This is a genomic window from Aeromicrobium sp. CTD01-1L150 (assembly GCF_041951745.1).
Classification (GTDB): domain Bacteria; phylum Actinomycetota; class Actinomycetes; order Propionibacteriales; family Nocardioidaceae; genus Aeromicrobium.
The window spans coordinates 2,011,732-2,037,972 of record NZ_CP169555.1; the positions used below are offsets into that span (position 1 = coordinate 2,011,732).

General features: G+C 69.6%; 30 protein-coding genes. 13 read left to right on the forward strand and 17 right to left on the reverse strand.

All coding sequences use genetic code 11. From position 1 onward, the window contains the following. The first annotated feature begins 140 nt into the window (after nucleotides 1-140). Nucleotides 141-515 (forward strand): P27 family phage terminase small subunit, encoded by a 375-nt coding sequence (locus tag ACEVFP_RS10010; protein WP_375003719.1) that lies wholly within the window; start codon nucleotides 141-143, stop codon nucleotides 513-515. Beyond that, a complete protein-coding gene (locus ACEVFP_RS10015) occupies nucleotides 502-723 on the forward strand; it encodes a hypothetical protein (RefSeq protein WP_375003720.1) in 222 nt (73 codons plus the stop codon). The genes ACEVFP_RS10010 and ACEVFP_RS10015 overlap by 14 nt, the downstream gene beginning before the upstream one ends. Before the next feature lie 22 nt (nucleotides 724-745). Here ACEVFP_RS10015 and ACEVFP_RS10020 read toward each other — a convergent pair whose 3' ends face one another. After that, nucleotides 746-1,018, reverse strand: coding sequence for a hypothetical protein (locus tag ACEVFP_RS10020; RefSeq protein ID WP_375003721.1), 273 nt, complete (start codon nucleotides 1,016-1,018; stop codon nucleotides 746-748). A 229-nt stretch (nucleotides 1,019-1,247) separates the two neighbouring features. On the opposite strand from ACEVFP_RS10020, the gene ACEVFP_RS10025 reads away from it, so the two are divergent. Continuing rightward, nucleotides 1,248-1,583 carry a DUF4177 domain-containing protein gene (locus ACEVFP_RS10025; protein WP_375003722.1) on the forward strand — a complete coding sequence of 112 codons (336 nt, stop codon included), beginning with the start codon at nucleotides 1,248-1,250 and terminating at the stop codon, nucleotides 1,581-1,583. 987 nt (nucleotides 1,584-2,570) lie between these two features. On the opposite strand, the gene ACEVFP_RS10030 is transcribed toward ACEVFP_RS10025, so the two are convergent. From ACEVFP_RS10030 to ACEVFP_RS10040, 3 genes are all read right to left on the reverse strand, one after another. Further along, on the reverse strand, nucleotides 2,571-2,861 hold the full coding sequence (locus ACEVFP_RS10030; protein WP_375003723.1) for a hypothetical protein: 291 nt from the start codon (nucleotides 2,859-2,861) through the stop codon (nucleotides 2,571-2,573). Beyond that, on the reverse strand, nucleotides 2,858-3,145 hold the full coding sequence (locus tag ACEVFP_RS10035) for a hypothetical protein (RefSeq protein ID WP_375003724.1): 288 nt from the start codon (nucleotides 3,143-3,145) through the stop codon (nucleotides 2,858-2,860). Before ACEVFP_RS10035 ends, ACEVFP_RS10030 begins: the two co-directional genes overlap by 4 nt. Nucleotides 3,146-3,335: 190 nt before the next feature. Further along, on the reverse strand, nucleotides 3,336-4,028 hold the full coding sequence (locus ACEVFP_RS10040) for a hypothetical protein (RefSeq protein WP_375003725.1): 693 nt from the start codon (nucleotides 4,026-4,028) through the stop codon (nucleotides 3,336-3,338). A gap of 149 nt (nucleotides 4,029-4,177) precedes the next feature. On the opposite strand from ACEVFP_RS10040, the gene ACEVFP_RS10045 reads away from it, so the two are divergent. After that, complete coding sequence (locus ACEVFP_RS10045) at nucleotides 4,178-4,957, forward strand: GTP pyrophosphokinase family protein (RefSeq protein WP_375003726.1); 780 nt, start codon at nucleotides 4,178-4,180, stop codon at nucleotides 4,955-4,957. Between the two features lie 3 nt (nucleotides 4,958-4,960). On the opposite strand, the gene ACEVFP_RS10050 is transcribed toward ACEVFP_RS10045, so the two are convergent. The 3 genes from ACEVFP_RS10050 to ACEVFP_RS10060 are packed head-to-tail and all read right to left on the reverse strand — an operon-like array spanning nucleotide 4,961 to nucleotide 7,141. Continuing rightward, entirely contained in the window at nucleotides 4,961-5,425 is a 465-nt protein-coding gene (locus ACEVFP_RS10050) for an OsmC family protein (protein WP_375003727.1), read from the reverse strand. Nucleotides 5,426-5,465: 40 nt separating this feature from the next. Next, nucleotides 5,466-6,044, reverse strand: coding sequence for a YdeI family protein (locus tag ACEVFP_RS10055; RefSeq protein ID WP_375003728.1), 579 nt, complete (start codon nucleotides 6,042-6,044; stop codon nucleotides 5,466-5,468). Then, complete coding sequence (locus tag ACEVFP_RS10060; RefSeq protein ID WP_375003729.1) at nucleotides 6,041-7,141, reverse strand: ATP-dependent DNA ligase; 1,101 nt, start codon at nucleotides 7,139-7,141, stop codon at nucleotides 6,041-6,043. The genes ACEVFP_RS10055 and ACEVFP_RS10060 overlap by 4 nt, the downstream gene beginning before the upstream one ends. A 276-nt stretch (nucleotides 7,142-7,417) precedes the next feature. Between ACEVFP_RS10060 and ACEVFP_RS10065 the strand changes: the two genes are divergently transcribed. The 3 genes from ACEVFP_RS10065 to ACEVFP_RS10075 are packed head-to-tail and all read left to right on the forward strand — an operon-like array spanning nucleotide 7,418 to nucleotide 10,046. Then, a complete protein-coding gene (locus tag ACEVFP_RS10065; protein ID WP_375003730.1) occupies nucleotides 7,418-8,338 on the forward strand; it encodes an ABC transporter ATP-binding protein in 921 nt (306 codons plus the stop codon). Next, nucleotides 8,335-9,108 (forward strand): ABC transporter permease, encoded by a 774-nt coding sequence (locus ACEVFP_RS10070; protein ID WP_375003732.1) that lies wholly within the window; start codon nucleotides 8,335-8,337, stop codon nucleotides 9,106-9,108. The genes ACEVFP_RS10065 and ACEVFP_RS10070 overlap by 4 nt, the downstream gene beginning before the upstream one ends. Further along, nucleotides 9,099-10,046, forward strand: a complete 948-nt coding sequence (locus ACEVFP_RS10075) for a heme A synthase (protein WP_375003733.1) — start codon at nucleotides 9,099-9,101, stop codon at nucleotides 10,044-10,046. The genes ACEVFP_RS10070 and ACEVFP_RS10075 overlap by 10 nt, the downstream gene beginning before the upstream one ends. Here the strand turns inward: ACEVFP_RS10075 and ACEVFP_RS10080 are convergent. After that, nucleotides 10,043-10,414 carry a DUF1330 domain-containing protein gene (locus ACEVFP_RS10080; protein WP_375003734.1) on the reverse strand — a complete coding sequence of 124 codons (372 nt, stop codon included), beginning with the start codon at nucleotides 10,412-10,414 and terminating at the stop codon, nucleotides 10,043-10,045. The two genes, ACEVFP_RS10075 and ACEVFP_RS10080, sit on opposite strands and share 4 nt — an antisense overlap. A gap of 164 nt (nucleotides 10,415-10,578) precedes the next feature. Beyond that, nucleotides 10,579-11,514, reverse strand: a complete 936-nt coding sequence (locus ACEVFP_RS10085; protein WP_375003803.1) for a heme o synthase — start codon at nucleotides 11,512-11,514, stop codon at nucleotides 10,579-10,581. A gap of 56 nt (nucleotides 11,515-11,570) precedes the next feature. Between ACEVFP_RS10085 and tkt the strand changes: the two genes are divergently transcribed. From tkt to pgl, 6 genes are read left to right on the forward strand one after another with little or no spacing between them, the layout of a single operon-like run. Then, nucleotides 11,571-13,778 (forward strand): transketolase, encoded by a 2,208-nt coding sequence (gene tkt, locus ACEVFP_RS10090; protein ID WP_375003736.1) that lies wholly within the window; start codon nucleotides 11,571-11,573, stop codon nucleotides 13,776-13,778. A 25-nt stretch (nucleotides 13,779-13,803) separates the two neighbouring features. Then, nucleotides 13,804-14,892, forward strand: coding sequence for a transaldolase (gene tal / locus ACEVFP_RS10095; RefSeq protein WP_375003738.1), 1,089 nt, complete (start codon nucleotides 13,804-13,806; stop codon nucleotides 14,890-14,892). A gap of 5 nt (nucleotides 14,893-14,897) precedes the next feature. Beyond that, nucleotides 14,898-16,475, forward strand: a complete 1,578-nt coding sequence (locus ACEVFP_RS10100; protein ID WP_375003739.1) for a glucose-6-phosphate isomerase — start codon at nucleotides 14,898-14,900, stop codon at nucleotides 16,473-16,475. Then, nucleotides 16,472-18,010 (forward strand): glucose-6-phosphate dehydrogenase, encoded by a 1,539-nt coding sequence (gene zwf / locus ACEVFP_RS10105; protein WP_374999333.1) that lies wholly within the window; start codon nucleotides 16,472-16,474, stop codon nucleotides 18,008-18,010. The genes ACEVFP_RS10100 and zwf overlap by 4 nt, the downstream gene beginning before the upstream one ends. Continuing rightward, entirely contained in the window at nucleotides 18,010-18,912 is a 903-nt protein-coding gene (locus ACEVFP_RS10110) for a glucose-6-phosphate dehydrogenase assembly protein OpcA (RefSeq protein ID WP_374999334.1), read from the forward strand. Before zwf ends, ACEVFP_RS10110 begins: the two co-directional genes overlap by 1 nt. 19 nt (nucleotides 18,913-18,931) lie before the next feature. Further along, nucleotides 18,932-19,651 (forward strand): 6-phosphogluconolactonase, encoded by a 720-nt coding sequence (pgl, locus tag ACEVFP_RS10115; RefSeq protein ID WP_374999335.1) that lies wholly within the window; start codon nucleotides 18,932-18,934, stop codon nucleotides 19,649-19,651. Nucleotides 19,652-19,671: 20 nt separating this feature from the next. Here pgl and ACEVFP_RS10120 read toward each other — a convergent pair whose 3' ends face one another. From ACEVFP_RS10120 to rapZ, 8 genes are all read right to left on the reverse strand, one after another. Then, nucleotides 19,672-20,028, reverse strand: coding sequence for an RNA polymerase-binding protein RbpA (locus ACEVFP_RS10120; RefSeq protein WP_375003804.1), 357 nt, complete (start codon nucleotides 20,026-20,028; stop codon nucleotides 19,672-19,674). Further along, the gene (gene secG, locus ACEVFP_RS10125) at nucleotides 20,025-20,261 is read right to left on the reverse strand and encodes a preprotein translocase subunit SecG (protein WP_374999336.1); all 237 of its coding nucleotides are present in this window, start codon (nucleotides 20,259-20,261) and stop codon (nucleotides 20,025-20,027) included. The genes ACEVFP_RS10120 and secG overlap by 4 nt, the downstream gene beginning before the upstream one ends. Before the next feature lie 9 nt (nucleotides 20,262-20,270). Next, on the reverse strand, nucleotides 20,271-21,065 hold the full coding sequence (tpiA, locus tag ACEVFP_RS10130) for a triose-phosphate isomerase (RefSeq protein ID WP_374999337.1): 795 nt from the start codon (nucleotides 21,063-21,065) through the stop codon (nucleotides 20,271-20,273). Beyond that, nucleotides 21,062-22,288, reverse strand: a complete 1,227-nt coding sequence (locus tag ACEVFP_RS10135; RefSeq protein WP_374999338.1) for a phosphoglycerate kinase — start codon at nucleotides 22,286-22,288, stop codon at nucleotides 21,062-21,064. Before ACEVFP_RS10135 ends, tpiA begins: the two co-directional genes overlap by 4 nt. 8 nt (nucleotides 22,289-22,296) lie before the next feature. After that, nucleotides 22,297-23,301, reverse strand: coding sequence for a type I glyceraldehyde-3-phosphate dehydrogenase (gene gap / locus ACEVFP_RS10140; RefSeq protein ID WP_374999339.1), 1,005 nt, complete (start codon nucleotides 23,299-23,301; stop codon nucleotides 22,297-22,299). A 105-nt stretch (nucleotides 23,302-23,406) separates the two neighbouring features. Next, nucleotides 23,407-24,390, reverse strand: a complete 984-nt coding sequence (gene whiA, locus ACEVFP_RS10145) for a DNA-binding protein WhiA (RefSeq protein WP_374999340.1) — start codon at nucleotides 24,388-24,390, stop codon at nucleotides 23,407-23,409. A gap of 39 nt (nucleotides 24,391-24,429) precedes the next feature. After that, a complete protein-coding gene (yvcK, locus tag ACEVFP_RS10150) occupies nucleotides 24,430-25,374 on the reverse strand; it encodes a uridine diphosphate-N-acetylglucosamine-binding protein YvcK (RefSeq protein WP_374999341.1) in 945 nt (314 codons plus the stop codon). Continuing rightward, nucleotides 25,371-26,231 carry an RNase adapter RapZ gene (gene rapZ, locus ACEVFP_RS10155; protein ID WP_374999342.1) on the reverse strand — a complete coding sequence of 287 codons (861 nt, stop codon included), beginning with the start codon at nucleotides 26,229-26,231 and terminating at the stop codon, nucleotides 25,371-25,373. Before rapZ ends, yvcK begins: the two co-directional genes overlap by 4 nt. Nucleotides 26,232-26,241: the final 10 nt, after the last annotated feature.

Sequence of the window (26,241 nt, forward strand, 5' to 3'; positions counted from 1 at the left end):
TCCCAGCCGCCGACCCGAGCCAACGTCAACACAGGGAGGGGGCGTTCCGATCACGGGGCGCCCCCTCGCCCGGCCGAGAGCCGGGGCAGCCGTCCACGCACCGATGCTCTACGAACTCCGATTTTTGCCCTGGAGAGACCATGACCGCTGACACCGAAGGCGACCGCCTACACGCCGATGTCTTGGCCGCCTACGACCTCGACCCCGCCGAACAGGCACTGCTCGCACAAGCGTGCCGAACCCTGGACGAGCTGAACCGGATCAGCGACGAACTCGCCACCGCGCAGCTCATGGTCACCGGCTCCACGGGTCAGCCCGTCCCCAACCCGCTGCTGGAGCAGGCACGCGCTCACAGGCGTGTCCTGGACGCTCTGGCTCGCTCTCTGGCGCTTCCCGTGGATGGGGAGCAGCACGGCACCCGCCGCAGCCCTCAACAGTCCAAGGCGGCCGCTCAGCGGCACCGTGGCGATCGCCTGAGGGCGGTCAGAACAGGAGTCACCGATGGCACGGCGTAAGACCCAACGGCACGAGACGACCATCGCCGAGGTCGTCGCGCTCATCGACGCCCAGCACCCCAAGTCCGTGTTCGCCCCCGACGTCGACGACTGGACCGAGCACGCCGACCACGCCCGACAAGTCCGCACCCAACGCCACGCCACCCTCGCCGAACACGGCTACACCACCCTGGACGAACTGTTCCACCGCTATCCCCGAATCCGATGAGGCCGCCGGTCGTCCTGACCCGTCAGCGGCCGAACTTGCCGGTCGTCCGTTTCGACTCCCAGCGGTCCAACTCGTGCAGCGCGTTCCTGCCGTAGCCGATGCTGCTCATCGCCGCTTTGATGCGGTCTACGGTGAGCCCGCTCTCCACGCACTCACCGAGTAGCCCGGGCATGATCTCGTCGGTCTGACTGTTCCGTGCCCAACCGTTGTTACCCAGGTAATCAATGAAGTTCAGCAACTCCACCTGTTCATCGGTGTAGCCGAGCCATTCAAAGTTCTCCGGTTTGCGAGCCACGAGCTGATCGTAGTACCGCTCCGGCGCACAACCTCAGTCGCTCACTGGGCCTACAACACCGTTGCCGCAGCTGAGACCGTGGCGGATCGGTCCGCAATTGCGGACACTCTCAGGCCAACCAACGTCGGACAGGCCCGACGGAACCGTCTTCCTCCGTTCGGCCCCGAAGGCGCGGCCTGCTGGCATACCGTCACTCGATCCCATCAACACTTCGGGAAGGCAAGCGCACATGAGCGACGAGACCAAGAAATCTGCAACCCCCGGCTGGTACCCAGACGGGCAGGGAAACCATCGATGGTGGGACGGCTCGCAGTGGACCAAACACGCCTCTCCCGCAGCGCCGGGTGCCGACCCTAACCGGACGGCGAACTATGAGTACAAGGTTGTCGAGGTCCGTGATTCGTTCTTCCGCGGCAAGCAGTCGAGTAGCGTCCTGGAGGGCCTGCTAAACCAGCATGCGAGTCAGGGATGGATGTTCAAGCACATGATGAGCGACGACATTAAGGGGCGGCTCGGCCTCGGGTCGACGTCCGGAGTCATGATGGTCTTCGAGAGGGCTGTTTGACCTGGATTTCTCCGTGGTCCGGACTTCTCCAGTCCAGGGCGCTTGGGCGAGCCCACACCAGCCCGACAAGCGGACTGGGGTGGCTTTCCCCTGTCGGAAATTTCCGACACTGCGGCGACGGTCTCGGCGTCGAGGTTGCGCAACTCGCGGGCCTGAGACTCTGTCGTCGGAACAACTGTTCCGGTCGGCATCGCGGCGACCGTCTCGGCGTCGAAGTCGGGAACGTCGTCCTCGATGACCTCGGCGTCGATCACGTCGGGCTCGGTGCGCAGGTAGGTGGCGGGGCACTGCTGGCCGCGAGAGTTGGTGACCACGACCGGCTCGCCTGAACCGGACATTTTTCCGGTTGAGAGGTCCCGCCGGACCTGCCGCTCAGTGACCCCCGCCGTGGCGCCGATCTCCTTGTGCGTCAGGCCAGCGCGGCGACGATTGATGGAGCCGACCGCTCACACGTGGATTCCGTTTCAAAGGGCTCATTTGATCCCTTTGAAGATGCCCGGTTCTGATTGGCCCTCGGGGGCGATGTCCTTCGCGCCGAGTGAGCTGGAATTGTCATCACTAGGTCGTTGGCCGTTGGTCCGAACTGTCCCGTTCGCCTGTTCCGGGGTGGCTCAGGTGTCGCATGTGCGACACCTGAGCATCACGAACCCCCGGCGATGCCCGCAGCTCTGTCGACGGCGTCGAACCAGTCCGACATCGCCGGAAGGCGAGACGTCGAGGCCGTGGCCACCGCGACCCTCTCGTCTGTTCCAGATGAAACAGACGTGCTCGCCGTGCGGGGGTTGCCTGGATGAGTCGAAGTGTCTGAACTTGCACTTGGAGCGTTCTCCCCTGTAGGCGTTCCCGGCTCGTCCTTGACCCACTGGGCCAAGAGCATCCTCACCACGTGACTGACGGTAGTGCCCTGACGCGCGGCCTGCTCAATCGCCATGGTGCGCACGGGATCCGGTACGCGCACACAGATCAGGGGCGTGCGCCCGTCGGCACTCATGCTGCACCGCCCGTGATCTCGTCGAGCTTGGTAGCAGCAGCCATGAGCGAACGGGCGATTTCTCGCGCTTCGGTTCCGGTCATTCCGATCGCCGATTCGTTGCCCCATATGCAGAGGTCGATTCGGGGTTCGACCTCCACCGGGACTAGCCACTGTCCATTGTCGACGTGTTGGACAACATAGGTCAGCACGGTGTCTGTCTCGATCACGTCGTGGACGTGTTGGTCGTAGGTATCGCCCGCGTGAATCCGTGGGGCGTCGCACCAGTCGGGGCAGGTGGTGCTCATGCTGTACCCCCGGTGACGGTTTCAGCGGTGTCAGCGGCCTCTGTGAGCGCTGCCGCGAGCTGCCGTAGAAACCTGGGTGTGACGGTCCCTTCAAGGCTCACGTGTGCGGCAAGCTCACGTTCTGAGTCGGTCACCCACTCTGCGAACTGGATATCGCACTCATCGGCACCCTGCCCGAAGCCGAAGTGGGCAAGGTGCTTCTCGTCATCGGGGTGATCAGCGTAGTCGTGGTCGGTGCACCAGCTGGGGCAGGTGGCGGTCGGGATGGTGTCGATGACTGGCATTGCAGGCTCCTTCATTGATTGAATCTCACCCGATTACTTACCGCACAACGCTCTTTCCGAAGGGCTGAAACGCCTGCAATTCCGGTTGTTTGCACAGCGTTCTCGCGGTCGGCACCCCGAAGATGCCGGGCGAGCCCAAACGGGTGCAACCGAGCAAGGCCCGCGGCACCGGCTGAGTCGTCGTGCGAGGTCAGCTGGCCTCTCCGTGGGGCGGCGGATCCGCCGACGACGTGGCTGACGCCGTCCGGTCGGATCCTCGGGCCAGCATGATCGCGAGCAGGCCCAGGCCCACGGCAGCCACCACGGCGTGGGCGATCCGGCCCGCCGGCGGCAGGAAGAACTGCGGCAGGTAGGTCAGGAGCGCTGCCGCCGTCAGCACCAGGCCCGTGCGTTCCCACCTGCCGGCGGGACGCAGCATCAACAGCAGGCGCACGCCGACGACGGCCAGCGCCAGCCACCCGAGCCCGAACGTCGTGACGGCGACGGGCTCGAAGCGAAAGAGGTCCGCCGCCCCGACCTGCTCCTGCAGAACCTCCGGCGTCCCGGTCTCGAGCACGCGTCGCCCCATGGCATGCAGCCCGAAGGCCTCGGCCCCGTAGTAGGGCAGCAGCAGGGCGACCCCGACCACCGCGAGCCGGTGCGCCCAGACGTCCACGGCCGACAATCCCCACGCCACCAAGGCGAAACCCCCCATGGCGAGCACGTGGGACCACAGCCACGCGGAGCGGGCATAGAGCTGGGCCGCGTCGGTGCCGTCCTCGACCGCGTAGCCCCGCAGGATCGGATACAGCAGGAGCGCGGATGCCGCGACCACCAGGGCGAGGGCGAGCAGGTGGCGTGACGGCATGAAGGTCTCCAGAGGGGTGCTGGTCTCTGGGCTCATCATGCTGCACCGGCGGGTCAGCTGCCTGCCTCTGGTGAACCGCAGGGCCGACGGCCCGAGGCGACGGTGCGGGACGCTGCAGTTTTCAGCCGACGCACAGGTACCCGGCAACGTCGCCACGTATGGTGAGCCCTGTGGAGCCTCACCACATGCCCCTGACCGATCTCACCCACGACGACGCGGTGCTGCGCATCGGTGACCTGCGGACCCTGCGTCACGACTTCACCCGGTTCATGATGCGCCACCGTTTCGGCATGGAGGAGATCGTCACCAAGCTGACGATCCTGCGCGATGAGTTCGCACTCATGCACGAGACGAACCCCATCGAGCACATCGCCTCCCGCCTGAAGTCGCCTGACAGCCTGGCCGAGAAGATGCAGCGCAAGGGGACCCAGCCGACCTTCGCCTCCATCCGGGAGACGATCACCGACATCGCCGGTGTGCGGGTCACGTGCAGCTTCGTCTCGGACGTCCACCGCATCTTCGACCTGCTCACCGGGCAGTCCGACCTGCAGGTCATCGACGTTCGTGACTACATCGCCCATCCCAAGGACAACGGCTACCGCAGCCTGCACACGCTGCTCGAGGTGCCCGTCCACCTGTCCGACGGCGCCGTGCCGGTCTCGGTAGAGGTCCAGTTCCGCACCATCGCGATGGACTTCTGGGCGAGCCTGGAGCACAAGATCCACTACAAGTATCGCGGCCTGGTCCCGGACGACCTCCAGGAGCGGCTGCGTGAGGCCGCCGACTCCGCCCACGCACTCGACACCCGCATGGAGTCCCTGCACGACGAGGTCAAGCACCTCGGCGAGGACGGCGTCGAGACCCTCACCGAGCAGATTCGCGGCGACCTCGTGACCGGCGACGAGCTGGTGCCGACCGAGGCACTCATCAATCAGCTGCGCCGTCTGGCCGCCGAGGAGGAATGAGCTTCAGCCGCTCACGACGGTGCGGGGTTCGTGCACCACGGGAAAGTTCACGGACGCGGCGATGAAGCAGTTGCGGCCCGCCTCCTCGTGGATGGCGGTGGCCACGTCGGCCACCGCGGCGTCGGCGATGCTCACCACGGGGCGCAGCACCACCCGGCTGAAGGATCCGCCCTGCCCGGACTGCGTCATGGTGCCCAGCGGCGAGTCGACGTAGTCGGTGACCACGACGCCGTGCCGCACGGCGCTGTGCAGGTAGGACAGCAGGTGGCACTGTGCCAGGGCCGCGATCAGCAGCTCCTCGGGGTTCCAACGGTCGCGGGCACCGCGGAAGGTGGGATCGGCGGAGCCGAGGAGGTCCGGCTTGCCCGACGCCTGCAGCAGGACGTCGCGTCCGTAGTCGCGGTACCCGCTCGTGCCCGTGCCGCGGTTGCCCTGCCACATGATGTCGAGTGCGTACTCATGATCCATGGGTGCAGCATGCTGCACCCATGGCCCCGGCGTCGACCGGTCAGCGGTCCGGGCGCTCCTCGGCCGCGCAACGCTGCACGATCCGCTCGATGCGCGACGCACGAGTGGCCGGACGCTTGGCCGTGGCCACCTGGGTGAGGGCGTACTTGCGCGCACTCGGTGGCAGGGCGTCCCAGAAGCTGCGTGCCGGTGGCGCGGCGTCCAACGCCTCGGTGAGCCCCGGTGGCTCGATCCCGGCCTCGGGACCGTCGAGCACCGTCCATGAGCCGTCGACCTTGGCAGCCTCGACCAGAGCGATGCCCGCCGGTTGCATCCGCCCCTGAGCCGCGAGGAGCTCCAGCCGGGCCTTGTTGGAGGCCGCCCACGGGCTACCGCGGCGTCGCGGCGAGAACCAGATGAGACTGGCGGGGCCCTCGGTGCGTGTCTGCCCGTCGATCCAACCCCAGCACAGGGCCTCCAGCACGGCGTTCTCGTAGGACAATGCGTCCTCTCCCGGGGCCGAGCGGTCGTCGATGCGCAGCCATGCGCCGGTGCTGTGGTCATGGTGCTCGGTGAGCCACGCGCCCCAGGCAGGGCGGGAGGGGAGCTCGAGCCGCTCGGCGTCCTCCAGCTTGCTCATACGCCCAGCACCTCTGCGAGGTCGTAACGCACGACCTCCTCGAGCTGCCCGTAGGTGCACGAGGAGGGCTCCCGGTCGGGCCGCCACCGCTTGAACTGCGCAGTGTGCCGGAACCGCGCAGCGTCCCCCACACCCTCCATGTGCTCATACCCGACCTCGGCGACGCGCTCGGGAGCCAACGGGACGAAGGAGAGGTCCTTGGTACCGGACCACCGGCTCTGCCCGCCGGGCAGGCGTCCCTCGGCATGGGCCGCCTCGTCCTGCCACGCCCCCCACGGGTGCTCGGCGGAGTCGACCCGCAAGGGGTCGAGCTCGGTGATGAGCTCAGCTCGGCGTGCCGCGCCGAAGGAGGCACACACCCCGACGTGCTGGAGCCTGCCGTCGTCGGCGTACAGGCCGAGGAGCATCGAGCCGAGCAGCGGCTGCTCGATGGTGGAGGTCTTGTGCAGGCGGTAGCCGGCCACGACGACGTCCGCGGTGCGCGCGTGCTTGACCTTGAGCATCGTCCTTCCGTTCGGCGTGTAGGGATCCTGGAGCCGTTTGGCGATGACACCGTCCAGCCCGGCCCCCTCGAACTGGTGGAACCACTGCTCGGCCTCCTCGGCATCGCGCGTGACACGCGTCAGGTGCACAGGGCTCCGCACACCCCCGAGGGCATCCTCCAACGCGGTGCGCCGCTGGTGCAGAGGCCGGTCCAGCCACGACTCGTCCCCGAGGGCCAGCACGTCGAAGACGACCAGGCTCGCGGGCGTCTGCTGAGCAAGCTGCTGGACCCGCGAGTCCGCCGGGTGGATGCGCTGAGACAAGGTGTCGAAGTCCAGCCGGTCCCCCACCACGGCCACGATCTCGGCGTCCACGACGCATCGGCGTGGCAGCTGCTCGCGGACGGCCTGCACGACGTCGGGGAAGTAACGCCCGAGCTCCTTGGTGGAGCGACTGGCGATCACGACGTCGTCGCCGTCACGGAACACGATCGCGCGGAACCCATCCCACTTGGGCTCGTAGGACAGACCGCCCTCGACGGAGTCGGCAGCCGGTACGCCCTTGACGGACTTGGCCAGCATCGGACGTACAGGCGGCATGACAGGCAGGTCCATGGCTCCACTATGTCGCCGGCCTCAGACATCCGCCAGCGACGTGGCCGCACCCTCAGCCCACGAACGACTCCGGCCCAGCCGTCCCCAGGACGACGCCTCGGGAGCCCCGCGGCGGGGGGAGGTCCCGGCTCGAGTCGACCCGGTCGACCGTTCTCCCGTCGACTCCCACGTCCCCGTCACACCACCACCGCCCTCGGTCGTCGACCGAGCTCGTCGGACCCCGCAGTGAGGTTCACCTGCGCCGCACGGCAGCGACGCCACCACTAGACTGTCGGGGTGAACCAGGCGGCCGTACACGTGCGTGACCTCGTCATGCGCTACGGCGACGTCACCGCCGTCGAGGGTCTCTCTCTCGACGTCCCGACCGGTTCCATCACCTCCGTCCTCGGGCCCAACGGCGCCGGCAAGACCACCACCGTCGAGACCTGTGAGGGTTTCCGGACACCGCAGGCCGGAACGGTGCGCGTCCTCGGGCTCGATCCCCGCGCCGATGCCGCCGCCCTGCGGCCGCGGGTCGGCGTCATGCTGCAGTCGGGCGGTGCATGGACCGGGTCACGGGCGCAGGAGATGCTGCACCACATGGCGTCCCTGCACGCCCACCCCCTCGACGTGGCAGCCCTGATGGACAGGCTCGGGCTGGGCTCCTGCGGGCGTACCGCCTATCGGCGACTCTCCGGCGGACAACAACAACGCCTCGGCCTCGCCATGGCCGTCGTCGGCCGGCCCGAGCTGGTCTTCCTCGACGAGCCCACCGCCGGGCTGGACCCGCAGTCCCGTCGCGCCACCTGGGACCTGCTCGCCGAGCTGCGCGACAGCGGAGTCACCGTGGTGCTCACCACCCACTTCATGGACGAGGCAGAGGCACTCAGCGATCTCGTCCACATCGTCGACGCCGGTCGGGTCATCGCCTCCGGAAGTCCGGCCGAGCTGGCCGAGACCGGCGCACAGGGCACCATCGGCTTCACAGCACCCCCCGGCCTCGACGTCGCGTCGCTGATGCTGGCGCTTCCGCATGGCACCAAGGTCGAGGAGTCGGAGCCGGGACGTTACGTCGTCGACGGCGACGTGGACCCGGAGCTGCTCGCCGCCGTCACCGCGTGGTGCGCCACCGAAGGCATCCTCCCCGAGACCGTCCTGGTGCAACGCCGGACCTTGGAGGACCACTTCCTCGACCTGACGGGCAGGACCCTACGGTGACGCTCGATCTCACACCACGTCCCGGCGCTGCCAGCCTGTCCTCGATGGTGCGCTCGCAGGCCCTGATGGAGCTGCGACTGCTCAGCCGCAACGGGGAGCAGGTGCTGCTCACCCTGGTCATTCCACTGCTGCTGCTGGTCGCGGGCACGCGGGCCGCCGACGTCGTGGACCTGGGTCCCGGTCGCACGATCGACATCGTGACGCCCGGTGTGCTCGCGCTCGCCGTGCTCTCCACGTCGTTCACCTCGCTCGCGATCGCCACCGGGTTCGAGCGTCGCTACGGCGTGCTCAAACGCCTCGGGGCCTCTCCCCTGCCCCGGTGGGGTCTGCTGGTGGGCAAGGTCGCGGCGATCGTCCTGGTGGAGGTCGTCCAGCTCACCATCCTCGCGCTCGTCGCGCAGGCGCTCGGCTGGCAGCCCACGGGCGGCGTCAGCGGGTACCTGTGGCTCCTCGTCCTCGCGGTGCTCGGCACGGCGGCGTTCGGCTCCCTCGGCCTGCTGATCGCTGGGACCCTGCGTGCCGAGGCGACGCTGGCCGTCGCGAACCTCGTCTACGTGCTGCTGCTGGTCGGCGGCGGACTGATCGTCCCGCTGTCACGTCACCCTGAGCCCGTCGCCGCCGTGCTCGAGCTGCTGCCCTCCGGCGCCCTGGGCGAGGGCCTGCGGCGAGCCTTCGAGACCGGCGCACCAGGTCTGCTGCCCGTGGTGGTGCTCGGCGTGTGGGCCCTCGTGGGCACCTTCTGGACCTCGAGGACCTTCCGATGGGAATGAGCGACATCATCATGCGGCCCAACCGGCGCCACGTCCTCGGCTGGGCCTGGGCATCGCTGGTGGCCAACACGGTGATCGTGCTCACCGGCGGCACCGTGCGACTCACCGCCTCCGGACTGGGCTGCCCGACGTGGCCGCGCTGCACGGAGGACTCGTTCGTCCCCCGCGGCGAGCTCGGGCTGCACGGTGTCATCGAGTTCGGCAACCGGCTGCTGACCTATGTCCTCGTCGCCGTCGCGATCGGGACGCTCGTCGCCGTCTGGCGCTGGAGCGCCGGCGGGGGTGCCGGGCCCTGGGCGGCAGACCGTGCCGCTCGCGCCCTGCGACTCCTCGTGGTGCTGCTCGCGGCCGGCATCCCCGCCCAGGCGCTCATCGGCGGCATCACGGTGCTCACCAACCTCAACCCCTGGATCGTCGCGCTGCACCTGATCGTCTCGATGGCTCTGATCGCAGGCTCCACCGTCCTGCTGATGCGGGTCCGGGGCACCACGCCCGGCCCGGTCGGGGCCGGCGTCCGCAGGCTTGCCCTGGCCACCTACGCCGTCCTCTGGGTCGCCGTGTACCTGGGGACGGTCGTGACCGGCAGCGGTCCGCACGCCGGCGACGTCGACTCCCCCCGCAACGGGCTCGACCCGCAGCTGTGGAGCCACGTCCACGCCGCAAGCGTCTACGTCCTGATCGCCCTGACGGTCGCGACCTGCGTCGCGGCACGCCGCACACCTGTGGCGCACGCCGCCATGTGGCTGCTCGTGGCCGAGGTCGCCCAGGGTCTCATCGGCTTCGTGCAGTACGTCAACGACCTGCCGATCGTGCTGGTCGCCGCGCACCTGGTGGGGGCCGGGGTACTCATCGCCCTCGGCACCCGCCTGCTGCTGACGGCAGCGTCCGGATCGCGGAGTACGCACGGCCACCGCCACCACGACGCAGCGACAAGCTAGTGCCCTGCGCCCCAGGGACTCGTCGCCTGCAGGACGGCCTCCTCAAGGGCCTCGGTGCGCAGATGGGTGATGCGCTGGTACTCCTCGTCAGCGACCATCGCGCAGAAGGCCGCGCGCGAGGGATAGCGCACCAGCAGCACGGCATCCCAACCCGTTCCGGACGCCGGGACCAGTGACGTCGCGCAGTCGCCCGCGTAGACGACGCTGCCTCCCACACGCTCCAGGTGAGGCACGATCTCGCGCGCATAGGACTCGTAGGACGCACGGCCCTCAGCCCGGAAGCGCAGCAGGTTGAGCATCACGACTTCGCCGCCCTCGTCCTCGGCGAGGTAACGCTTCAGGTCCTGGCCAGTGGGATCGACGGGCATGCTGTCTCCTCGTGCGTCGGCGCGGTGGTCGCCAAGACGCTATCGCGCTGCCACCCGTGCCAGCCGCAGCACCCTGGCTCGTGCGCCCGCAGGCGCGCTGTCAGGTCGACGGCCTCACCAGAGCACCGACACCCGGTGGCGCAGCGTCCCCTGACCGCGGGAGATCATCCGATGAATGGATCAGCGGCCGCGGCCACGAACAGCAGCGCGAGGTAGGCGTTGGAGAAGTGGAACAGCCGCATCGGCTTGATGACGGACAGCTCCTCGGACTCCCTGGCCCTGGCGCGCAGGTCGTACGCCTCCACGAGGAACACGATGCCGAGCATGATGGCCGCACCCGGGTAGAACCATCCCGTGCCGGCGATCGGCCACAGGGCGATCGACGTGACGACCATGATCCAGCTGTAGGTGACGATCTGCTTGGCGACGTCCGCGGACGTGGCGACAGACGGCAGCATCGGCACCCCGGCGGCGGCGTAGTCGTCGCGGTAGCGCATCGCGAGCGACCAGAAGTGCGGCGGGGTCCAGAAGAACACCACCAGGAACAGCACGACCGGGGCCCAGGCGAGCTCGTTGGTCACGGCCGTCCAGCCGATGAGGGCCGGGAAGCAGCCGGCGGCCCCGCCCCACACGATGTTCTGCGTGGTCCGGCGCTTGAGGATCATCGAGTAGCCGACGACGTAGAGCACGTTGGCCGAGAGCGCGAGCCCTGCGGAGAGCCAGTTGACGAGGTAGCCCAGCCACAGCGTGGAGATCACACCAAGGGCCAGACCGAAGACCAGCGCGGCCTGGTTGGTGACGCGGTGACGCGGCAGCGGCCGGCGCGCCGTCCGACGCATCTTGGTGTCGATGTCGGCGTCGACGACACAGTTGAGCGCGTTGGCGCTGCCGGCCGACAGGGTGCCGCCGACGACGGTGGCCAGCACCAGCCACAACGGTGGGACGTCACGGGCCGCCAGGAACATCACCGGGACGGTCGTGAGCAGCAGCAGCTCGATGATGCGTGGCTTCATCAGCGCCACGTAGGCGCCCGCGACGTCGACGGCTCGCGGTCGAGACGTCGGGGCCGCGGACGTCGCGGTATGGACGTCGTCACGCAGGGCACTCACGTGGTGAAGTCTAAGCGCACGCGAGTAGGCTCGACTCGACGGCACCCATGACCCGCCCCCATACCTTTCAGGAGCTCGACATCGTGACCTCATCCTCCGGCGCCCTCGACTGGACCGAGCTCGACTCCCAGGCGGTGGACACCGTCCGACTGCTGGCCGCAGACGCCGTGGAGAAGGTCGGCAACGGCCACCCCGGCACCGCGATGAGCCTGGCCCCCGCCGCGTACCTGATCTACAACAAGCTCATGCGGCACGACCCGAGCGACCCGCAGTGGTTGGGCCGGGACCGTTTCGTGCTCTCGTGCGGCCACTCCAGCCTCACGCAGTACATCCAGCTCTACCTCGCCGGCTACCCGCTGTCGCTGGAGGACCTCAAGAGCCTGCGTACGTGGGGCAGCCAGACCCCGGGGCACCCCGAGTACGGGCACACGCCCGGCGTCGAGGTCACCACCGGTCCGCTCGGTCAGGGCATCGGCAACGCCGTGGGCATGGCCATGGCCGCTCGCCGCGAGCGCGGTCTGCTCGATCCCGCCACGGCGGCCGGCGAGAGCCCCTTCGACCACTCGGTCTACGTCATCGCCTCCGACGGCGACGTGCAAGAGGGTGTCTCCGCCGAGGCGTCCTCACTCGCCGGCCACCAGAAGCTCGGCAACCTGACGGTCCTCTACGACGCCAACGAGATCTCCATCGAGGACGACACCGACGTGGCCTTCAGCGAGGACGTCGGAGCACGCTACGAGGCCTACGGCTGGCACGTGCAGACGGTGGACTGGACGAACGGTGGCACGGGCTACGAGGAAGACGTCCAGGCTCTCTGGGACGCGTTCAAGGCGGCCGAGGCGGTCACCGACAGGCCGAGCTTCATCGTGCTGCGCACGATCATCGCCTGGCCGGCACCCGCGGCGCAGAACACCGGTGCCTCCCACGGCTCGGCCCTCGGTTCCGAGGAGATCAGGGCCACCAAGGAGCTCCTCGGGTTCGACCCGGAGCAGTCCTTCGAGGTCCGCGACGACGTCATCGAGCACACCCGGAGAGTCCGTGACCGTGGCGCCGCTGCACGGGCCGACTGGCAGCGGCGCTTCGACGCCTGGGCCACGGCCAACCCCGACGGCCTGGCCCTGCTCGAACGCCTGTCGGCCCGTGAGCTGCCCGACGGCTGGCAGGACGCCCTGCCGTCCTTCGAGGCGAGTGAGAAGGGGGTCGCCACCCGCGCCGCCTCCGGGGACGTCCTGACCGCCGTGGCTCCCGAGCTGCCCGAGCTGTGGGGCGGCTCGGCCGATCTCGCAGGCTCCAACAACACCACCCCCAAGGGCGAGCCGTCGTTCTTCCCGCCGGAGTTCTCGACCAAGAAGTTCCAAGGGAACTGGTACGGACGCGTGCTGCACTTCGGCATCCGCGAGCACGCCATGGGTTCGGTCATGAACGGCATGGCGCTGCACGGGCTCACCCGCCCGTACGGCGGCACCTTCCTGGTCTTCAGCGACTACATGCGTCCCGCCGTGCGGCTCGCCGCATTGCAGCAGCTGCCGGTCACCTACGTGTGGACCCACGACTCCATCGGCCTGGGCGAGGACGGCCCCACCCATCAGCCCGTCGAGCACCTGGCGGCCCTGCGTGCCATCCCCGGGCTCGACGTCGTGCGTCCTGCCGACGCCAACGAGGTGGTGGTGGCCTGGCGCACCCTGCTGGGCATCACGGACCGTCCCGTCGCACTCGCGCTGAGCCGGCAGAACGTGCCGACGTTCCCACGTGGCACCGAAGGGTTCGCCCCGGCGTCGGGAACCGCTCGGGGCGCCTACGTCCTCCTCGACAGCTCTGCTGAAGGTGGGCGTGAGCCCGATGTGGTGCTCGTCGGCACTGGTTCTGAGGTCCAGCTGGCCGTGCAGGCCCATGAGCAGCTCGCCGGCGAGGGCATTGCCGCGCGCGTGGTCTCCATGCCGTCGCGCGAGTGGTTCGAGCGGCAGGATGCCGAGTACCGCGACAGCGTCATCCCCCCGACAGTGCGGGCCCGCGTAGCCGTGGAGGCCGGCGTCGCACTGGGCTGGCGCGACATCGTCGGCGACGCCGGGCGCATCGTCGGCCTGGAGCACTTCGGCGCCTCGGCAGACTACGCCCGCCTGTACTCGGAGTTCGGCATCACCGCCGACGCCGTGACCCAGGCGGCCAAGGACTCCCTCAAGGCCGCCCAGCACGCCGGTGGCGTCCCGGTCTTCGCCCGGCCGTCCGGACCGGTCCTGCCGCACGCCGACCACTGAGCCCTCTCACATCCAGGAGATCAGCATGAACGACCGTCTGCAGGCCCTGAGCCAGGCCGGAGTGTCCATCTGGCTCGACGACCTCTCCCGTGAACGGATCGAGAGCGGCAACCTGGCCGAGCTCGTCCGGGACTACGGGGTCGTGGGCGTCACCACCAATCCGACGATCTTCGCGGCCGCCCTGTCCGAGGGCGAGCGCTACAGCGCGCAGGTCGCTGAGCTGAAGGCCGCCGGCGCGGACCGCGAGAGCGCCGTCTTCGAGATCACCACGACGGACGTGCAGCAGGCCTGCGACGTCCTGGCACCGGTGTTCGAGGCCACCGACGGTGTCGACGGCCGGGTCTCCATCGAGGTCGACCCCGGCCTCGCCCGCGATACGGACGCCACGATCGAGCTGGCCGAGAAGCTGTGGGCCACCGTCGACCGACCGAACCTGTTCATCAAGATCCCCGCCACCGAGGAGGGCCTGCCGGCCATCGCGGCGGCGATCGCCCGAGGGATCAGCGTCAACGTCACGCTGATCTTCTCCCTCGAGCGGTACCGCGGGGTCATGGATGCCTACCTGTACGGACTCGACCAGGCCACGGCCGAGGGTCGTGACCTCTCGGCCATCCACTCCGTGGCGTCGTTCTTCGTCAGCCGCGTCGACTCCGAGGTCGACGGCCGCCTCCCCGAAGGACACGCACTGCGCGGGAAGGCGGCCGTGGCCAACGCCCGTCTCGCCTACGAGGCCTACGAGGAGGTGTTCGCGAGCCAGCGCTTCACCGAGCTCCAGGCCAAGGGCGCCAACCGGCAGCGGCCGCTGTGGGCGTCCACCGGTGTCAAGGAGCCGAGCTACCCGGATACCCTCTACGTCAGTGAGCTCGTCGTGGCCAACACGGTCAACACGATGCCCGAGAAGACGCTGAAGGCCTTCGCCGACCACGGCGAGGTCACCGGTGACACCGTCACCGGGCGCTACGACGAGGCCCGTGAGGTCATCGCCTCCCTGGAGGCCGAGGGGATCTCCTACGACGAGGTCGTCGCCGCACTGGAGGACGAGGGGCTGCAGAAGTTCGATGCCTCGTGGGCTGAGCTGCTCCAGACCGTCGCCGACGAGCTCGACAAGGCCTGAGACCCATGGGCCTCGACGTCATCGCCTCTCCCGAGACCCTCGAGCGCGTGCAGAGCGCCCTGGGCGAGGCCATCGAGGACCGTGTCGCGTCGCGGCTGTTCGCCAAGGATCCCACGCTGTGGGGTCCGCAGGCGCAGGACGAGGCATCCAAGCGGCTGGAGTGGACCACGCTCGCGGAGTCGTCGCGGCCGCTCGTGGCCGAGATCGAGGCGCTCCGTCAGACGTTCCTGGATCGAGGCCTGGACCACGTCGTGCTGTGCGGCATGGGTGGGTCGTCGCTTGCGCCGGAGGTCATCTGTCGCGCGGCAGACGTCGAGCTGACCGTGCTGGACTCCTCGCAGCCCGATGCCGTGCGAGCAGCCATCAACGACCGGCTCGAGCGCAGCGTCGTGGTGGTCTCCAGCAAGTCCGGAGGCACCGTCGAGACCGACAGCCAGCGTCGTGCCTACGAGCAGGCCCTCCGCAACGCCGGCCTGGACCCCGCCGAGCACCTGGTCGTCGTCACCGACCCGGGCTCACCGCTGGCCGAGCAGTCCGCGCAGGCCGGCTACCGCGTCGTCCACGCCGACCCGGGGGTGGGAGGACGCTACTCGGCGTTGACCGCCTTCGGTCTGGTGCCGAGCGGGCTGGCCGGAGCGCCGGTGGCAGATCTGCTCGACGAGGCGGAGGCAGTGCAGGCCGACCTTGCGGCCGACTCCCCCGACAACCCGGCGCTACGGCTGGGAACCGTCCTGGGTGTCGCCGCACTGGCCGGGGTCGACAAGCTGGTCCTGGACGACCGCTCCGGCATCGGTGACTGGATCGAGCAGCTCGTCGCAGAGTCCACCGGCAAGCTGGGGCGCGGCATCCTGCCGGTGGTGGTGCCCTCCCCCGACTCCCCGAACCTCGCCCCGGCCACCGCCGACTCCCTCGTCGTCGCGACCGGAACATCCGTGGCGCCCGACAGCACGTCACACTGGAGCGCCTCGGCCACGGGACCGCTGGGCGCGCAGCTGCTGCTGTGGGAGGCCGCCGTCGCCGTGGCGGGCCGGGTCATCGGCATCAATCCCTTCGACCAGCCCGATGTGGAGAGCGCCAAGCAGGCGGCACGAGAGCGTCTGGGCGACACCGCCGGTGACGACGAGCCGGACGTCGTGGAGCTCGGCATCCAGGCCCACGGAACCGGTGCCGCCGAGCTCACCGGCGCAGTCGACGAGCTGCTGGCCAACCTCGATCCCGAGACGGGCTACGTCGCGATCCAGGCGTACCTCGACCGGACGCAGGAGCCGCAGGTGGCCGAGCTCCGTGAGCTGCTCGCCACACGGACCGGCCGGCCCGTCACGTTCGGCTGGGGACCGCGGTTCCTGCACTCCACCGGGCAGTACCACAAGGGTGGGCCGCCGACAGGTGTCTTCCTGCAGCTCACCCGCGAGCCGCGCGAGGACCTCGCCGTACCAGGGCGCGACTTCACGTTCGGCGACTTCATCGCGTCCCAGGCCGCCGGCGACGCCGCGGTACTGCGCGAGCACGGGCGCCCCGTGCTGCGTCTGCACCTGCGTGACGTCGCGTCGGCCCTGCCGACGCTTCGCGAGCTGTTGTCGTGAGCCCCGCCGCCAGCCGGAGGGGCACCAACCCGCTGCGCGACCCCCGTGACCGCAGGCTCCCGCGGATCGCCGGCCCCTGCAGCATCGTCATGTTCGGTGTCACCGGGGACCTCGCGCGCAAGAAGCTCATCCCCGCCATCTACGACCTCGCCAACCGCGGCCTCCTGCCACCAGGTTTCGCGCTCGTCGGCTTCGCCCGGCACGACTTCACCGGCGGGGAGTTCGCCGCCATGATCAAGGACGCTGCCCAGGCTGGGGCCCGCACGCCGTGGCGCGAGACGGTCTGGCACCAGCTGGCCGCCGGCATCAGGTTCGTGCCGGGAGAGTTCGACGACGACGAGGCCTGGAAACGTCTCGTCGCCACGATGCACGAGCTCGACGAGCAGCAGGGCACCGGGGGCAACCACGCCTTCTACCTCTCGATCCCGCCCACCCTGTTCCCGATCGTCGTGCGTCAGATCCACCGGCACGGACTGGCCGAGGAGAGCCAGGGATGGCGCCGTGTCGTCATCGAGAAGCCCTTCGGACACGACCTCGCCTCGGCCCGGGCCCTGAACGCCGCCGTGGACGACGTCTTCGAGCGGCACAACGTCTTTCGGATCGACCACTACCTCGGCAAGGAGACGGTGCAGAACATCCTGGCGTTCCGGTTCGCCAACCAGATGTTCGAGCCGGTGTGGAACAGCCACTACGTCGACCACGTCCAGATCACGATGGCCGAGGACATCGGCATCGGCACCCGCGCGGGCTACTACGACAGCATCGGCGCCGCACGAGACGTGATCCAGAACCACCTGCTGCAGCTGATGGCGCTCGTCGCCATGGAGGAGCCGGTCTCCTTCAACGCCGAGAGCCTGCGCATCGAGAAGCAGAAGATCCTCGCCAATGCGCGCCCCGCCCCCCGCATGGACCTGCACGCCGCACGAGGCCAGTACGTGGGCGGATGGGCCGGCGGCGAGCACGTGGCCGGCTACCTCGAGGAGGAGGGCATCCCGGCAGGCTCCACCACGGAGACGTACGCGGCGGTGCGCATCGACGTCGCCACCCGGCGCTGGGCCGGCGTGCCCTTCTACCTGCGCGCCGGCAAGCGTCTGGGCCGCCGGGTCACCGAGGTCGCGGTGGTGTTCAAGCGTGCACCTCACCAGCCGTTCAGCAAGAACGACGTCGAGGACCTGGGGCAGAACGCCCTGGTGATGCGCATCCAGCCCGACGAGGGCGTCACCCTGCGCTTCGGCGGCAAGGTGCCCGGTACCGCCATGGAGATCCGCGACGTGCTGATGGACTTCGCCTACGGTGGCGCATTCGTCGAGAGCAGCCCCGAGGCCTACGAGCGCCTGATCCTGGACGTCCTGCTCGGCGACCCACCGCTGTTCCCGCAGCACGAGGAGGTCGAGCTGTCCTGGAAGATCCTCGACCCAGTCATCGAGTACTGGGCCAAGCAGAAGTCGATCGACACCTACACGGCCGGCACGTGGGGCCCCGCGTCGGCCGAGCGCATGCTCGCCCGTGACGGCCGGACCTGGCGGAGGCCCTGATGCGCATCTCGTTGGAGAACACCACCTCCTCGGAGGTCGCCAAGGCGATGGTGCGGGCACGGGTCAATGCCGGCTCCCCCGCCATGGACATGGTCCTCACCCTGCTCGTCGTCACCGACGAGGAGTCCGTGGGCGAGGCGCTGCGCACCGCCGGTGTGCTCTCCCGGGAGCACCCCTCGCGCATCATCGGCATCGTGCTGGGTGACGGTCGTGGCCAGCCGCGGCTCAACGCCACCGTCCGGGTGGGCGAGGACACCGCGGGCGAGTCGATCCTGCTGCGGCTGTCGGGGCCGCTGACCAAGCACGCCGAGACGGTCCTGCTGCCCCTGCTGCTGCCCGACTCCCCGATCGTCGTGTGGTGGCCGGGCAAGCCGCCCACCAACCCCTCGGCCGATCCGATCGGCCGCCTGGCGCGGCGCCGGCTCACCGACGCCGAGGCTTCGGACTCGCCGGTGAGGACGCTCAAGGCCACGGCCCGCAACTACGCCGCCGGAGACACCGACCTGTCCTGGACCCGCTTGACGCCGTGGCGGGCACTGCTCGCCGCAGCCCTCGACCAGTCCGCGCGCCCGGTCACCGGTGGTGTCGTGGAGGCCGGCGCGGGCAACCCTGCGGCACGACTCCTGGCCGCATGGCTGAGCAGTCGTCTGCGGGTACCGATCACCGAGCGTCGCGGGGACACGGAGCAGATCTCCCGGGTCGCCCTGCACACCGAGGCCGGGGACGTCTGCATCCAGCGCCTCGACGACGCCTCGTGCGAGTTCAGCGTTCCCGGCTCTGCACCGCGCGAGGTTCCCCTCGGGGCCCGTAGCCTGGCCGAGCTGCTGGCCGAGGACCTGCGTCGCCTCGACGCCGACGACATCTACGGCGCCACCGTCGCCCACCTCCTGGAGGACGCATGAACGAGACCCAGGCGCCCCGATGACCGGCGGGGCGAAGGACGCGGCGGAGTGCCACGGCGACACCGTCGAGCTCGCCGAGGCGATCGCCCGGCGCCTCGAGGACCGCATCGCCACGATCCAGTCCGAGCGACGGCGTCCGCGCGTCGTCCTGACCGGTGGGACGATCGCACTCGCCGCCTACGAGCGGTTGCGGGCCGATCGTGCGGACTGGGCCGACGTGGAGCTCTGGTTCGGCGACGAACGGTTCGTCCCGGCCGGACACGAGGACCGCAACGACCGCCAGGCCGCGGACGCGTTCCTGCGCCGGCTGGCAGTGCCCACCGAGCACGTCCACTCCATGCCGGCCCACGGGTGCGACCAGTCGCTGGCCGAGGCGGCCGACCAGTACGCCCAGACCCTGCCCGACGGCCCCTTCGACCTCGTGCTTCTCGGCATGGGCCCGGATGGGCACGTGGCGTCGTTGTTCCCTGGGTTCGCGCAGCTGCACGAGTCCGAGCGGGACGTCGTGGAGGTCTTCGGATCACCCAAGCCACCGCCGGAGCGCATCAGCCTGACCTTCCGCGCCCTCAACCGGACCGAGGCCGTGTGGTTCCTCGTCGCCGGGGACGGCAAGGCAGGCGCGGTCGCCCGGGCGCTCGCAGCCGACGGCAGCCTGGAGGAGACACCCGCCCGCGGTGTGCGCGGCAGCGCGGAGACGCTGTGGCTCCTCGACGCGGACGCCGCCTCAGGCTTGCCCTGAATCCTCGGCCGTCGAGAGCCTCAGAAGATGATCTCGCCCGACTTGCGCTTGGAGCGCAGCGTCTCCAGTGCTTCGGTGAGGAGGGTCGCGGCCTCGTCCTCGGAGCGTCGCTCCTTCACGTAGGCCAGATGGGTCTTGTACGGCTCGGTCCGCGGCGCGTCAGGACGGTTGTCGGAGTCGACGCTGGCCGGCATGCCGCAGCGCGGGCAGTCCCACGACTCGGGGACCTCGGCCTCGGCGGAGAAGGTGAGCACCGTCTCGTGGTCGTTGACGCAGAAGAACTCAACAGCCTTGCGCGGTGCCGCCTCGCCGCGCTCGGCCTCGCCCATCGGGCCGGAGCCGATGCGGCTGCCACGGATCGCTCCCGTGGCCATCAGGCGCCCACCTTCATCAGCAGGCCGAGAGAGACGACGGCGACCGCCCAGACGATCGCCACTCCGACGGTGATCCGATCAAGGTTCCGCTCAGCGACAGACGAGCCGCCGAGCGAGCTGGAGACACCGCCGCCGAACATGTCTGACAGTCCGCCGCCGCGGCCCTTGTGCATGAGGATCAGGACGATCATCAGCAGGCTGGCCAGCGTCAGGACGATGGAGAAGAAGAGGATCACGGGATTCCTTTAGACCGAGAGGTTCGGCATGTCGTAGAACCGGGCAACGGCAGCGAACTCCTCCGCCTGCAGGCTCGCACCCCCGACCAGTGCGCCGTCCACGTCGGACTTTGCCATGATCGCAGCGATGTTGCCCGCCTTGACCGATCCGCCGTACAGGATACGCAGACTGTCGGCGGCCTCGGCAGAGACCGTCTGTGCGATGTGCTCGCGGATCGCCGCGCAGACCTCCTGGGCATCCTCGGCCGTGGCGACCTCACCGGTGCCGATCGCCCAGACCGGCTCGTAGGCGATGACCAGTGAGCCCACCTGCTCGGCCGACAGGCCGGCCAGGGACCCGGTGACCTGCTCCAGCGTGTGCGCGACGTGCTGCCCGGCCTGACGAACCTCCAGGGGCTCGCCGACGCACACGATGGGGGTGATGTCCGCGGCAAGGGCCTTCGTGGCCTTGGTGCTCACCACGGCATCGCTCTCGCCATGGTGCTCGCGACGCTCGGAGTGCCCGACGACGACGTAGGCGCAGCCGAGCTTGGCGAGCATCGCGGCGGAGATCTCACCGGTGTAGGCGCCACCGTCGTGCTCAGAGACGTCCTGGGCGCCGTAGCGGATGCTCAGGCGATCGCCGTCGACGAGCGTCTGCACACTGCGGAGGTCGGTGAAGGGTGGGATCACCACGACCTCGGCCTTGGCCGGGTCGTGCGACTTGTCCTGCAGCGTCCAGGCCAGCTTCTGGACGAGCACCACGGCTTCCTGGTGGTTCAGGTTGGACTTCCAGTTGCCCGCCATCAGCGGTGTGCGCGTCATCGACTCTCCTCAACAATGGCCAGGCCGGGCAAGGTCTTGCCCTCCAGGTACTCCAGGCTGGCCCCACCACCGGTGGAGATGTGCCCGAAGGCGTCGTCGGCGAACCCGAGCGTACGCACAGCGGCGGCGGAGTCGCCACCACCGACGACGGACAGCCCGTCGACCTGCGTGAGTGCCTGCGCGACGGCCTTGGTGCCGGCGGCGAAGGCGTCGAACTCGAACACGCCCATGGGACCGTTCCAGAACACGGTGCGGGCCCCGCGGACCACGTCGGCGAAGTGCGTCGCGGACTCCGGCCCGATGTCCAGGCCCATCTGGTCGGCCGGGATGGCGTCGGCCGCCACCGTGGTGGGCGTCGCGTCGGCCGCGAACTCCGGTGCGACGACGACGTCCGTGGGCAGCACGAGGTCCACACCCCTGGCCGCCGCCTGCTCGATGTAGCCGCGGGCGACGTCGACCTGGTCGGCCTCCAGCAGGGAGGAGCCGACGTCGTGGCCCTGGGCCTTGAGGAAGGTGAAGACCATGCCGCCTCCGATGAGCAGGCTGTCAGCCCGCTCGATGAGATGGTCGATCACGCCGAGCTTGTCGGAGACCTTGGAGCCACCCAGCACCACGACGTAGGGACGCTCAGGAGACTCGGTGAGCCGCCGGAGCACCTCGACCTCGGCCTGCACGAGACCACCCACGACGGCCGGCAGCCGGCTGGCGACGTCGTAGACGCTTGCCTGCTTGCGGTGCACCACGCCGAACCCGTCGGAGACGAAGAGGTCGGCCAGTGCAGCGAGATCGTCGGCGAAGGCACCCCGCTGCGCATCGTCCTTGCTGGTCTCCGCCGCGTTGAAGCGGACGTTCTCCAGCACGGCGACCTGACCGTCCTGCAGCGCCGCAGCGATCCGCTGCGCCTCGGGGCCGACGGTGTCGTTGGCGAACAGCACCGGGGCGCCCAGGAGCTCTGCGAGCCGCTCGGCCACGGGGGCCAGCGTGAACGCCGGGTCGGGCGTTCCCTGGGGACGGCCCAGATGGGCGGTCACGAGAACCTTCGCTCCGGCCTCGGCCAGCGCCTTGATGGTGGGCACGCTCGCACGCACCCGCCCATCGTCGGTGATCGTGGCCCTGCCCGATGATGCGCCTGCCGGCGCGGGGTCGAGCGGCACGTTGAGGTCGCTGCGCACGAGCACCCGCTGGCCGCGCAGGTCGCCCCCAAGATCGGCGATGGTCCTCACGGTGGTGCTCAGAGGGACGCGCCGACGTGCGTCACGAGGTCGACGAGACGGTTGGAGTAACCCCACTCGTTGTCGTACCAGGAGACCACCTTGACCTGGTCGCCGATCACCTTGGTCAGGCCGGAGTCGAAGATGCTCGACGCCGGGTCGGTGACGATGTCGGTGGAGACGATCGGGTCCTCGGTGTAGGTGAGGAAGCCCTTGAGGGGACCCTCGGAGGCGTCCTTGATGATCTGGTTGATCTCCTCGACCGTCGTCTCACGGCTCGCCGTGAAGGTCAGGTCGGTGGCCGAGCCGGTGGGCACCGGCACACGCAGTGCGTACCCGTCGAGCTTGCCCTTGAGCTCGGGCAGCACGAGGCTCACGGCCTTGGCGGCGCCGGTGGAGGTCGGGACGATGTTGAGCGCGGCGGCACGGGCCCGTCGCAGGTCACTGTGCGGAGCGTCCTGCAGGTTCTGGTCCTGCGTGTAGGCGTGGATCGTGGTCATCAGGCCACGCTCGATGCCGATCGTGTCGTTGAGCGCCTTGGCCAGTGGCGCGAGGCAGTTGGTGGTGCAGGAGGCGTTGGAGATGACCGTGTGCTGCTCGCCGTCGTACAGCTCGTGGTTGACGCCCATCACGATCGTGATGTCCTCGTTCTTGGCGGGCGCGGAGATGATGACCTTCTTGGCGCCACCGTCCACGTGGGCCTTGGCCTGGGTGGCGTCGGTGAAGAAGCCGGTGGACTCCACGACGACGTCGGCACCCACGGACGCCCAGTCGAGCTTGGCCGGGTCGCGCTCGGCGAAGGCAGCGATCCGCTGGCCCCCGACGGTGATCGAGTCGTCGTCGTGGGTGACGTCGGCATCGAGGCGACCGAGGATCGAGTCGTACTTGAGGAGCGTCGCCAGAGTCTTGTTGTCCGTCAGGTCGTTGACGGCGACGATCTCGAGGTCGGCGCCGGCGGCACGGGCCGCCCGGAAGAAGTTGCGGCCGATGCGGCCAAAGCCATTGATGCCCACGCGAACGGTCACGGCGAGGTGCTCCTGAAGATCGAGGTCGGGTACGGGGCCAGCCTATCGAGTCACCGGCGACACCGACACGCTCAGGTCATGTTGAGCGACCCCGCGACGCGGCTCTCAGGCGTCGGGCAGCAGGTCGTCGTTGATGCTGGACTCGGTTCCCGCGATCCCCAGCTCCTCAGCGCGCTTGTCCGCCATGGCCAGCAGGCGACGGATGCGGCCCGCGATGGCGTCCTTGGTGAGCGGCGGGTCGTGCAGCTGACCGAGCTCCTCCAAGCTGGCCTGGCGGTGCGTCACCCGCAGGTCGCCGGCCATCTTGAGGTGGTCCGGGACGTCCTCGGCGAGGATCTGCAGCGCCCGTTCGGCCCGGGCGCCTGCCGCCACGGCCGCGCGCGCCGAGCGGCGCAGGTTGGCGTCGTCGAAGTTGGCGAGCCGGTTGGCGGTGGCCCGCACCTCACGGCGCATCCGGCGCTCCTCCCAGGCGAGAAGGGACTCGTGCGCACCGAGCCGGGTCAGCAGCGCGCCGATCGCCTCGCCGTCGCGGATGACGACCCGGTCGCCGCCGCGCACCTCACGGGCCTTGGCCTGGATGCCGAGCCGTCGCGCCGCGCCGACGAGCGCCAGCGCCGCCTCCGGTCCCGGACAGCTGACCTCCAACGCCGACGATCGCCCCGGCTCGGTGAGGGAGCCGTGCGCGAGGAACGTGCCGCGCCAGGCCGCGACGCAGTCGCAGGAGGACCCCGAGACGACCTGCGGCGGCAGACCGCGCACGGGACGCCCGCCGGAGTCGACCAGACCGGTCTGGCGGGCCAGGGCCTCACCGTCCTTGGCGACCCTGACGACGTAGTGGGTGCCCTTGCGAAGGTTGTTGCCCTGCATGACGACGACCTCGCTGTCGTGACCGTAGACGTCCGCGAGGTCCTTGCGCAGCCGCCGTGCCGCGGCCCCGGTGTCGAGCTCGGCCTCCACCACGATCGAGCCGGCCACGATGTGCAGTCCGCCGGCGAACCGCAGGATCGAGGAGACCTCGGCCTTGCGACAGCACGCCTTGGACACCGTCGTGCTGGCGAGCTCCGACTTCACCTGCGCCGTCATGGCCATACGTGCGTCCTCCGTAGTCCCTGGATCCTCCGGTCAGCGTCACTCTATGCCCGGGTTCAAGAACGTCGAGAAGGCATCGGCCAGGCGCGCGGGATCGTGCTGGTCCAGGGCGGTGCTCCGTGCAAGGTCGGCCGTGACCAGCTCTGCACCGAACTCGGCCACCGCGTTGCGCAGCACCCCACCCTCGTCGACCGCGGTGGTGTCCGCGACGACGACGTCGAGCCGCAGCCCCGGGGTGTGGGCGGCGAGGACCTCCAGGTGGTCCGACGGCGAGAGCCCCTCGGTCTCGCCTGCCTGCTCCTGCAGGTTGAGCACGAGCGCACGCCGGGCCGGCGTCTGAAGCAGAGCGTCCCTCAACGCCGGCACGAGCAGCGTGGGCATGACGCTGGTGAACCACGAGCCCGGCCCCACCACCACCCAGTCCGCCTCGTGCACGGCCCGCACCGCCTCCGGGCGCGCCGGCGGGTCGTGGGGGTCCAGGCGCACGCTGACCACCTGACCCTCCACGGTGGCCACCTGCGCCTGCCCCCGGACCACGGTGAGCCGGTCAGGGGCCTCGTGCAGGTGGACGTCGGCCTCCACGTCCAGAGGCACGGCCGACATCGGCAGGACCCGTCCCCGGGCCCCGAGCAGCTGCCCGACGAGGTCCAGTCCGTCGACATGGTCGCCGAGGATGTCCCAGATGCCGGCGATCAGCAGGTTGCCGACCGCATGGCCGTTCAGCGCCCCCTCCCCGCCGAAGCGGTGCTGCAGGACGTCGGCCCAGCGGCGTCCCCACTCGTCGTCGCCACACAGAGCCGAGAGAGCCATCCGCAGGTCCCCGGGCGGCAGGATGCCGAGCTCGCTGCGCAGACGGCCCGACGATCCCCCGTTGTCGGCCACCGTGACGATGCCGGTGAGCCGGGTGTCGAGCAGGCGCAGGGCGGACAGGCTCGCAGCCAGCCCGTGACCCCCTCCGAGCGCCGCGACCCGCACGCCGCTCACTCGCGCCCCAGGTCCCGATGCACGACCAGCGTCCTCACGTCGTGGGCGCGCAGACGTTCACCGAACGCCTCCGCCATCGCCACGCTGCGGTGCCGCCCTCCCGTGCAACCGATGGCGATGGTGAGAAACCGCTTGTCCTCGTGCAGGTACCCGTCGGTGAGCAGGGAGACCAGGGCCTCGTAGGAGTCCAGGAACTCCTCGGCGCGCGGCTGGCGGCGCACGTACTCGCGCACCGGCTCGTCGAGCCCGCTCATGGGCCGCAGGTCCGGGACCCAGTGCGGGTTGGGCAGGAACCGCATGTCGGCGACCATGTCGGCGTCGATCGGGATGCCGTACTTGAACCCGAAGGACACCACGGACGCCCGCAGGCCGTCCTCACCCTCCTCGAAGGCCGCGCGCATCCGTTGGGCGAGCTGGTGGACGTTGAGCTGGGAGGTGTCGACCACGAGGTCGGCGCGGCCTCGCAGACGGCGCAACAGCTCACGCTCGCGGTCGAACCCGTCCAGCAGCCGCCCCTCCAGGCTGAGCGGGTGCGGGCGGCGAGCCGCTTCCTGGCGTCGCACGAGAACCTCGTCGGAGGCTTCGAGGTAGAGGATCTTGGCCCGCAACCCGCGCTCCCGAAGGCGCTCCAGGGCATCGACCGTGCCGTCGAAGAACGTCCCGGACCGTGAGTCCACCACGACGGCGAGCCGGTCCACCTCGTCACCGTCCTCGACCGTCGTCACGGCAGAGTCCAGCAGGGAGGCCGGCAGGTTGTCGATGACGTAGTAGCCGAGCTTCTCCAACGCCTTGGCCGCCGTGCCACGGCCGGCGCCGGTCATGCCCGTGACGAGGACGAAGTTCGTGAGCTTGGTCATCGTCTCGCTC

Coding starts and splice junctions, on each gene's coding strand:
- ACEVFP_RS10010 (WP_375003719.1), top strand. CDS start 141: ATGACCGCTGACACCGAAGGCGACCGCCTACACGCCGATGTCTTGGCC.
- ACEVFP_RS10015 (WP_375003720.1), top strand. CDS start 502: ATGGCACGGCGTAAGACCCAACGGCACGAGACGACCATCGCCGAGGTC.
- ACEVFP_RS10025 (WP_375003722.1), top strand. CDS start 1,248: ATGAGCGACGAGACCAAGAAATCTGCAACCCCCGGCTGGTACCCAGAC.
- ACEVFP_RS10030 (WP_375003723.1), bottom strand. CDS start 2,861: ATGAGCACCACCTGCCCCGACTGGTGCGACGCCCCACGGATTCACGCG.
- ACEVFP_RS10035 (WP_375003724.1), bottom strand. CDS start 3,145: ATGCCAGTCATCGACACCATCCCGACCGCCACCTGCCCCAGCTGGTGC.
- ACEVFP_RS10040 (WP_375003725.1), bottom strand. CDS start 4,028: ATGAGCCCAGAGACCAGCACCCCTCTGGAGACCTTCATGCCGTCACGC.
- ACEVFP_RS10045 (WP_375003726.1), top strand. CDS start 4,178: ATGCCCCTGACCGATCTCACCCACGACGACGCGGTGCTGCGCATCGGT.
- ACEVFP_RS10050 (WP_375003727.1), bottom strand. CDS start 5,425: ATGGATCATGAGTACGCACTCGACATCATGTGGCAGGGCAACCGCGGC.
- ACEVFP_RS10055 (WP_375003728.1), bottom strand. CDS start 6,044: ATGAGCAAGCTGGAGGACGCCGAGCGGCTCGAGCTCCCCTCCCGCCCT.
- ACEVFP_RS10060 (WP_375003729.1), bottom strand. CDS start 7,141: ATGGACCTGCCTGTCATGCCGCCTGTACGTCCGATGCTGGCCAAGTCC.
- ACEVFP_RS10075 (WP_375003733.1), top strand. CDS start 9,099: ATGGGAATGAGCGACATCATCATGCGGCCCAACCGGCGCCACGTCCTC.
- ACEVFP_RS10080 (WP_375003734.1), bottom strand. CDS start 10,414: ATGCCCGTCGATCCCACTGGCCAGGACCTGAAGCGTTACCTCGCCGAG.
- tkt (WP_375003736.1), top strand. CDS start 11,571: ATGACCCGCCCCCATACCTTTCAGGAGCTCGACATCGTGACCTCATCC.
- tal (WP_375003738.1), top strand. CDS start 13,804: ATGAACGACCGTCTGCAGGCCCTGAGCCAGGCCGGAGTGTCCATCTGG.
- ACEVFP_RS10100 (WP_375003739.1), top strand. CDS start 14,898: ATGGGCCTCGACGTCATCGCCTCTCCCGAGACCCTCGAGCGCGTGCAG.
- ACEVFP_RS10110 (WP_374999334.1), top strand. CDS start 18,010: ATGCGCATCTCGTTGGAGAACACCACCTCCTCGGAGGTCGCCAAGGCG.
- pgl (WP_374999335.1), top strand. CDS start 18,932: ATGACCGGCGGGGCGAAGGACGCGGCGGAGTGCCACGGCGACACCGTC.
- tpiA (WP_374999337.1), bottom strand. CDS start 21,065: ATGACGCGCACACCGCTGATGGCGGGCAACTGGAAGTCCAACCTGAAC.
- whiA (WP_374999340.1), bottom strand. CDS start 24,390: ATGGCCATGACGGCGCAGGTGAAGTCGGAGCTCGCCAGCACGACGGTG.
- rapZ (WP_374999342.1), bottom strand. CDS start 26,231: ATGACCAAGCTCACGAACTTCGTCCTCGTCACGGGCATGACCGGCGCC.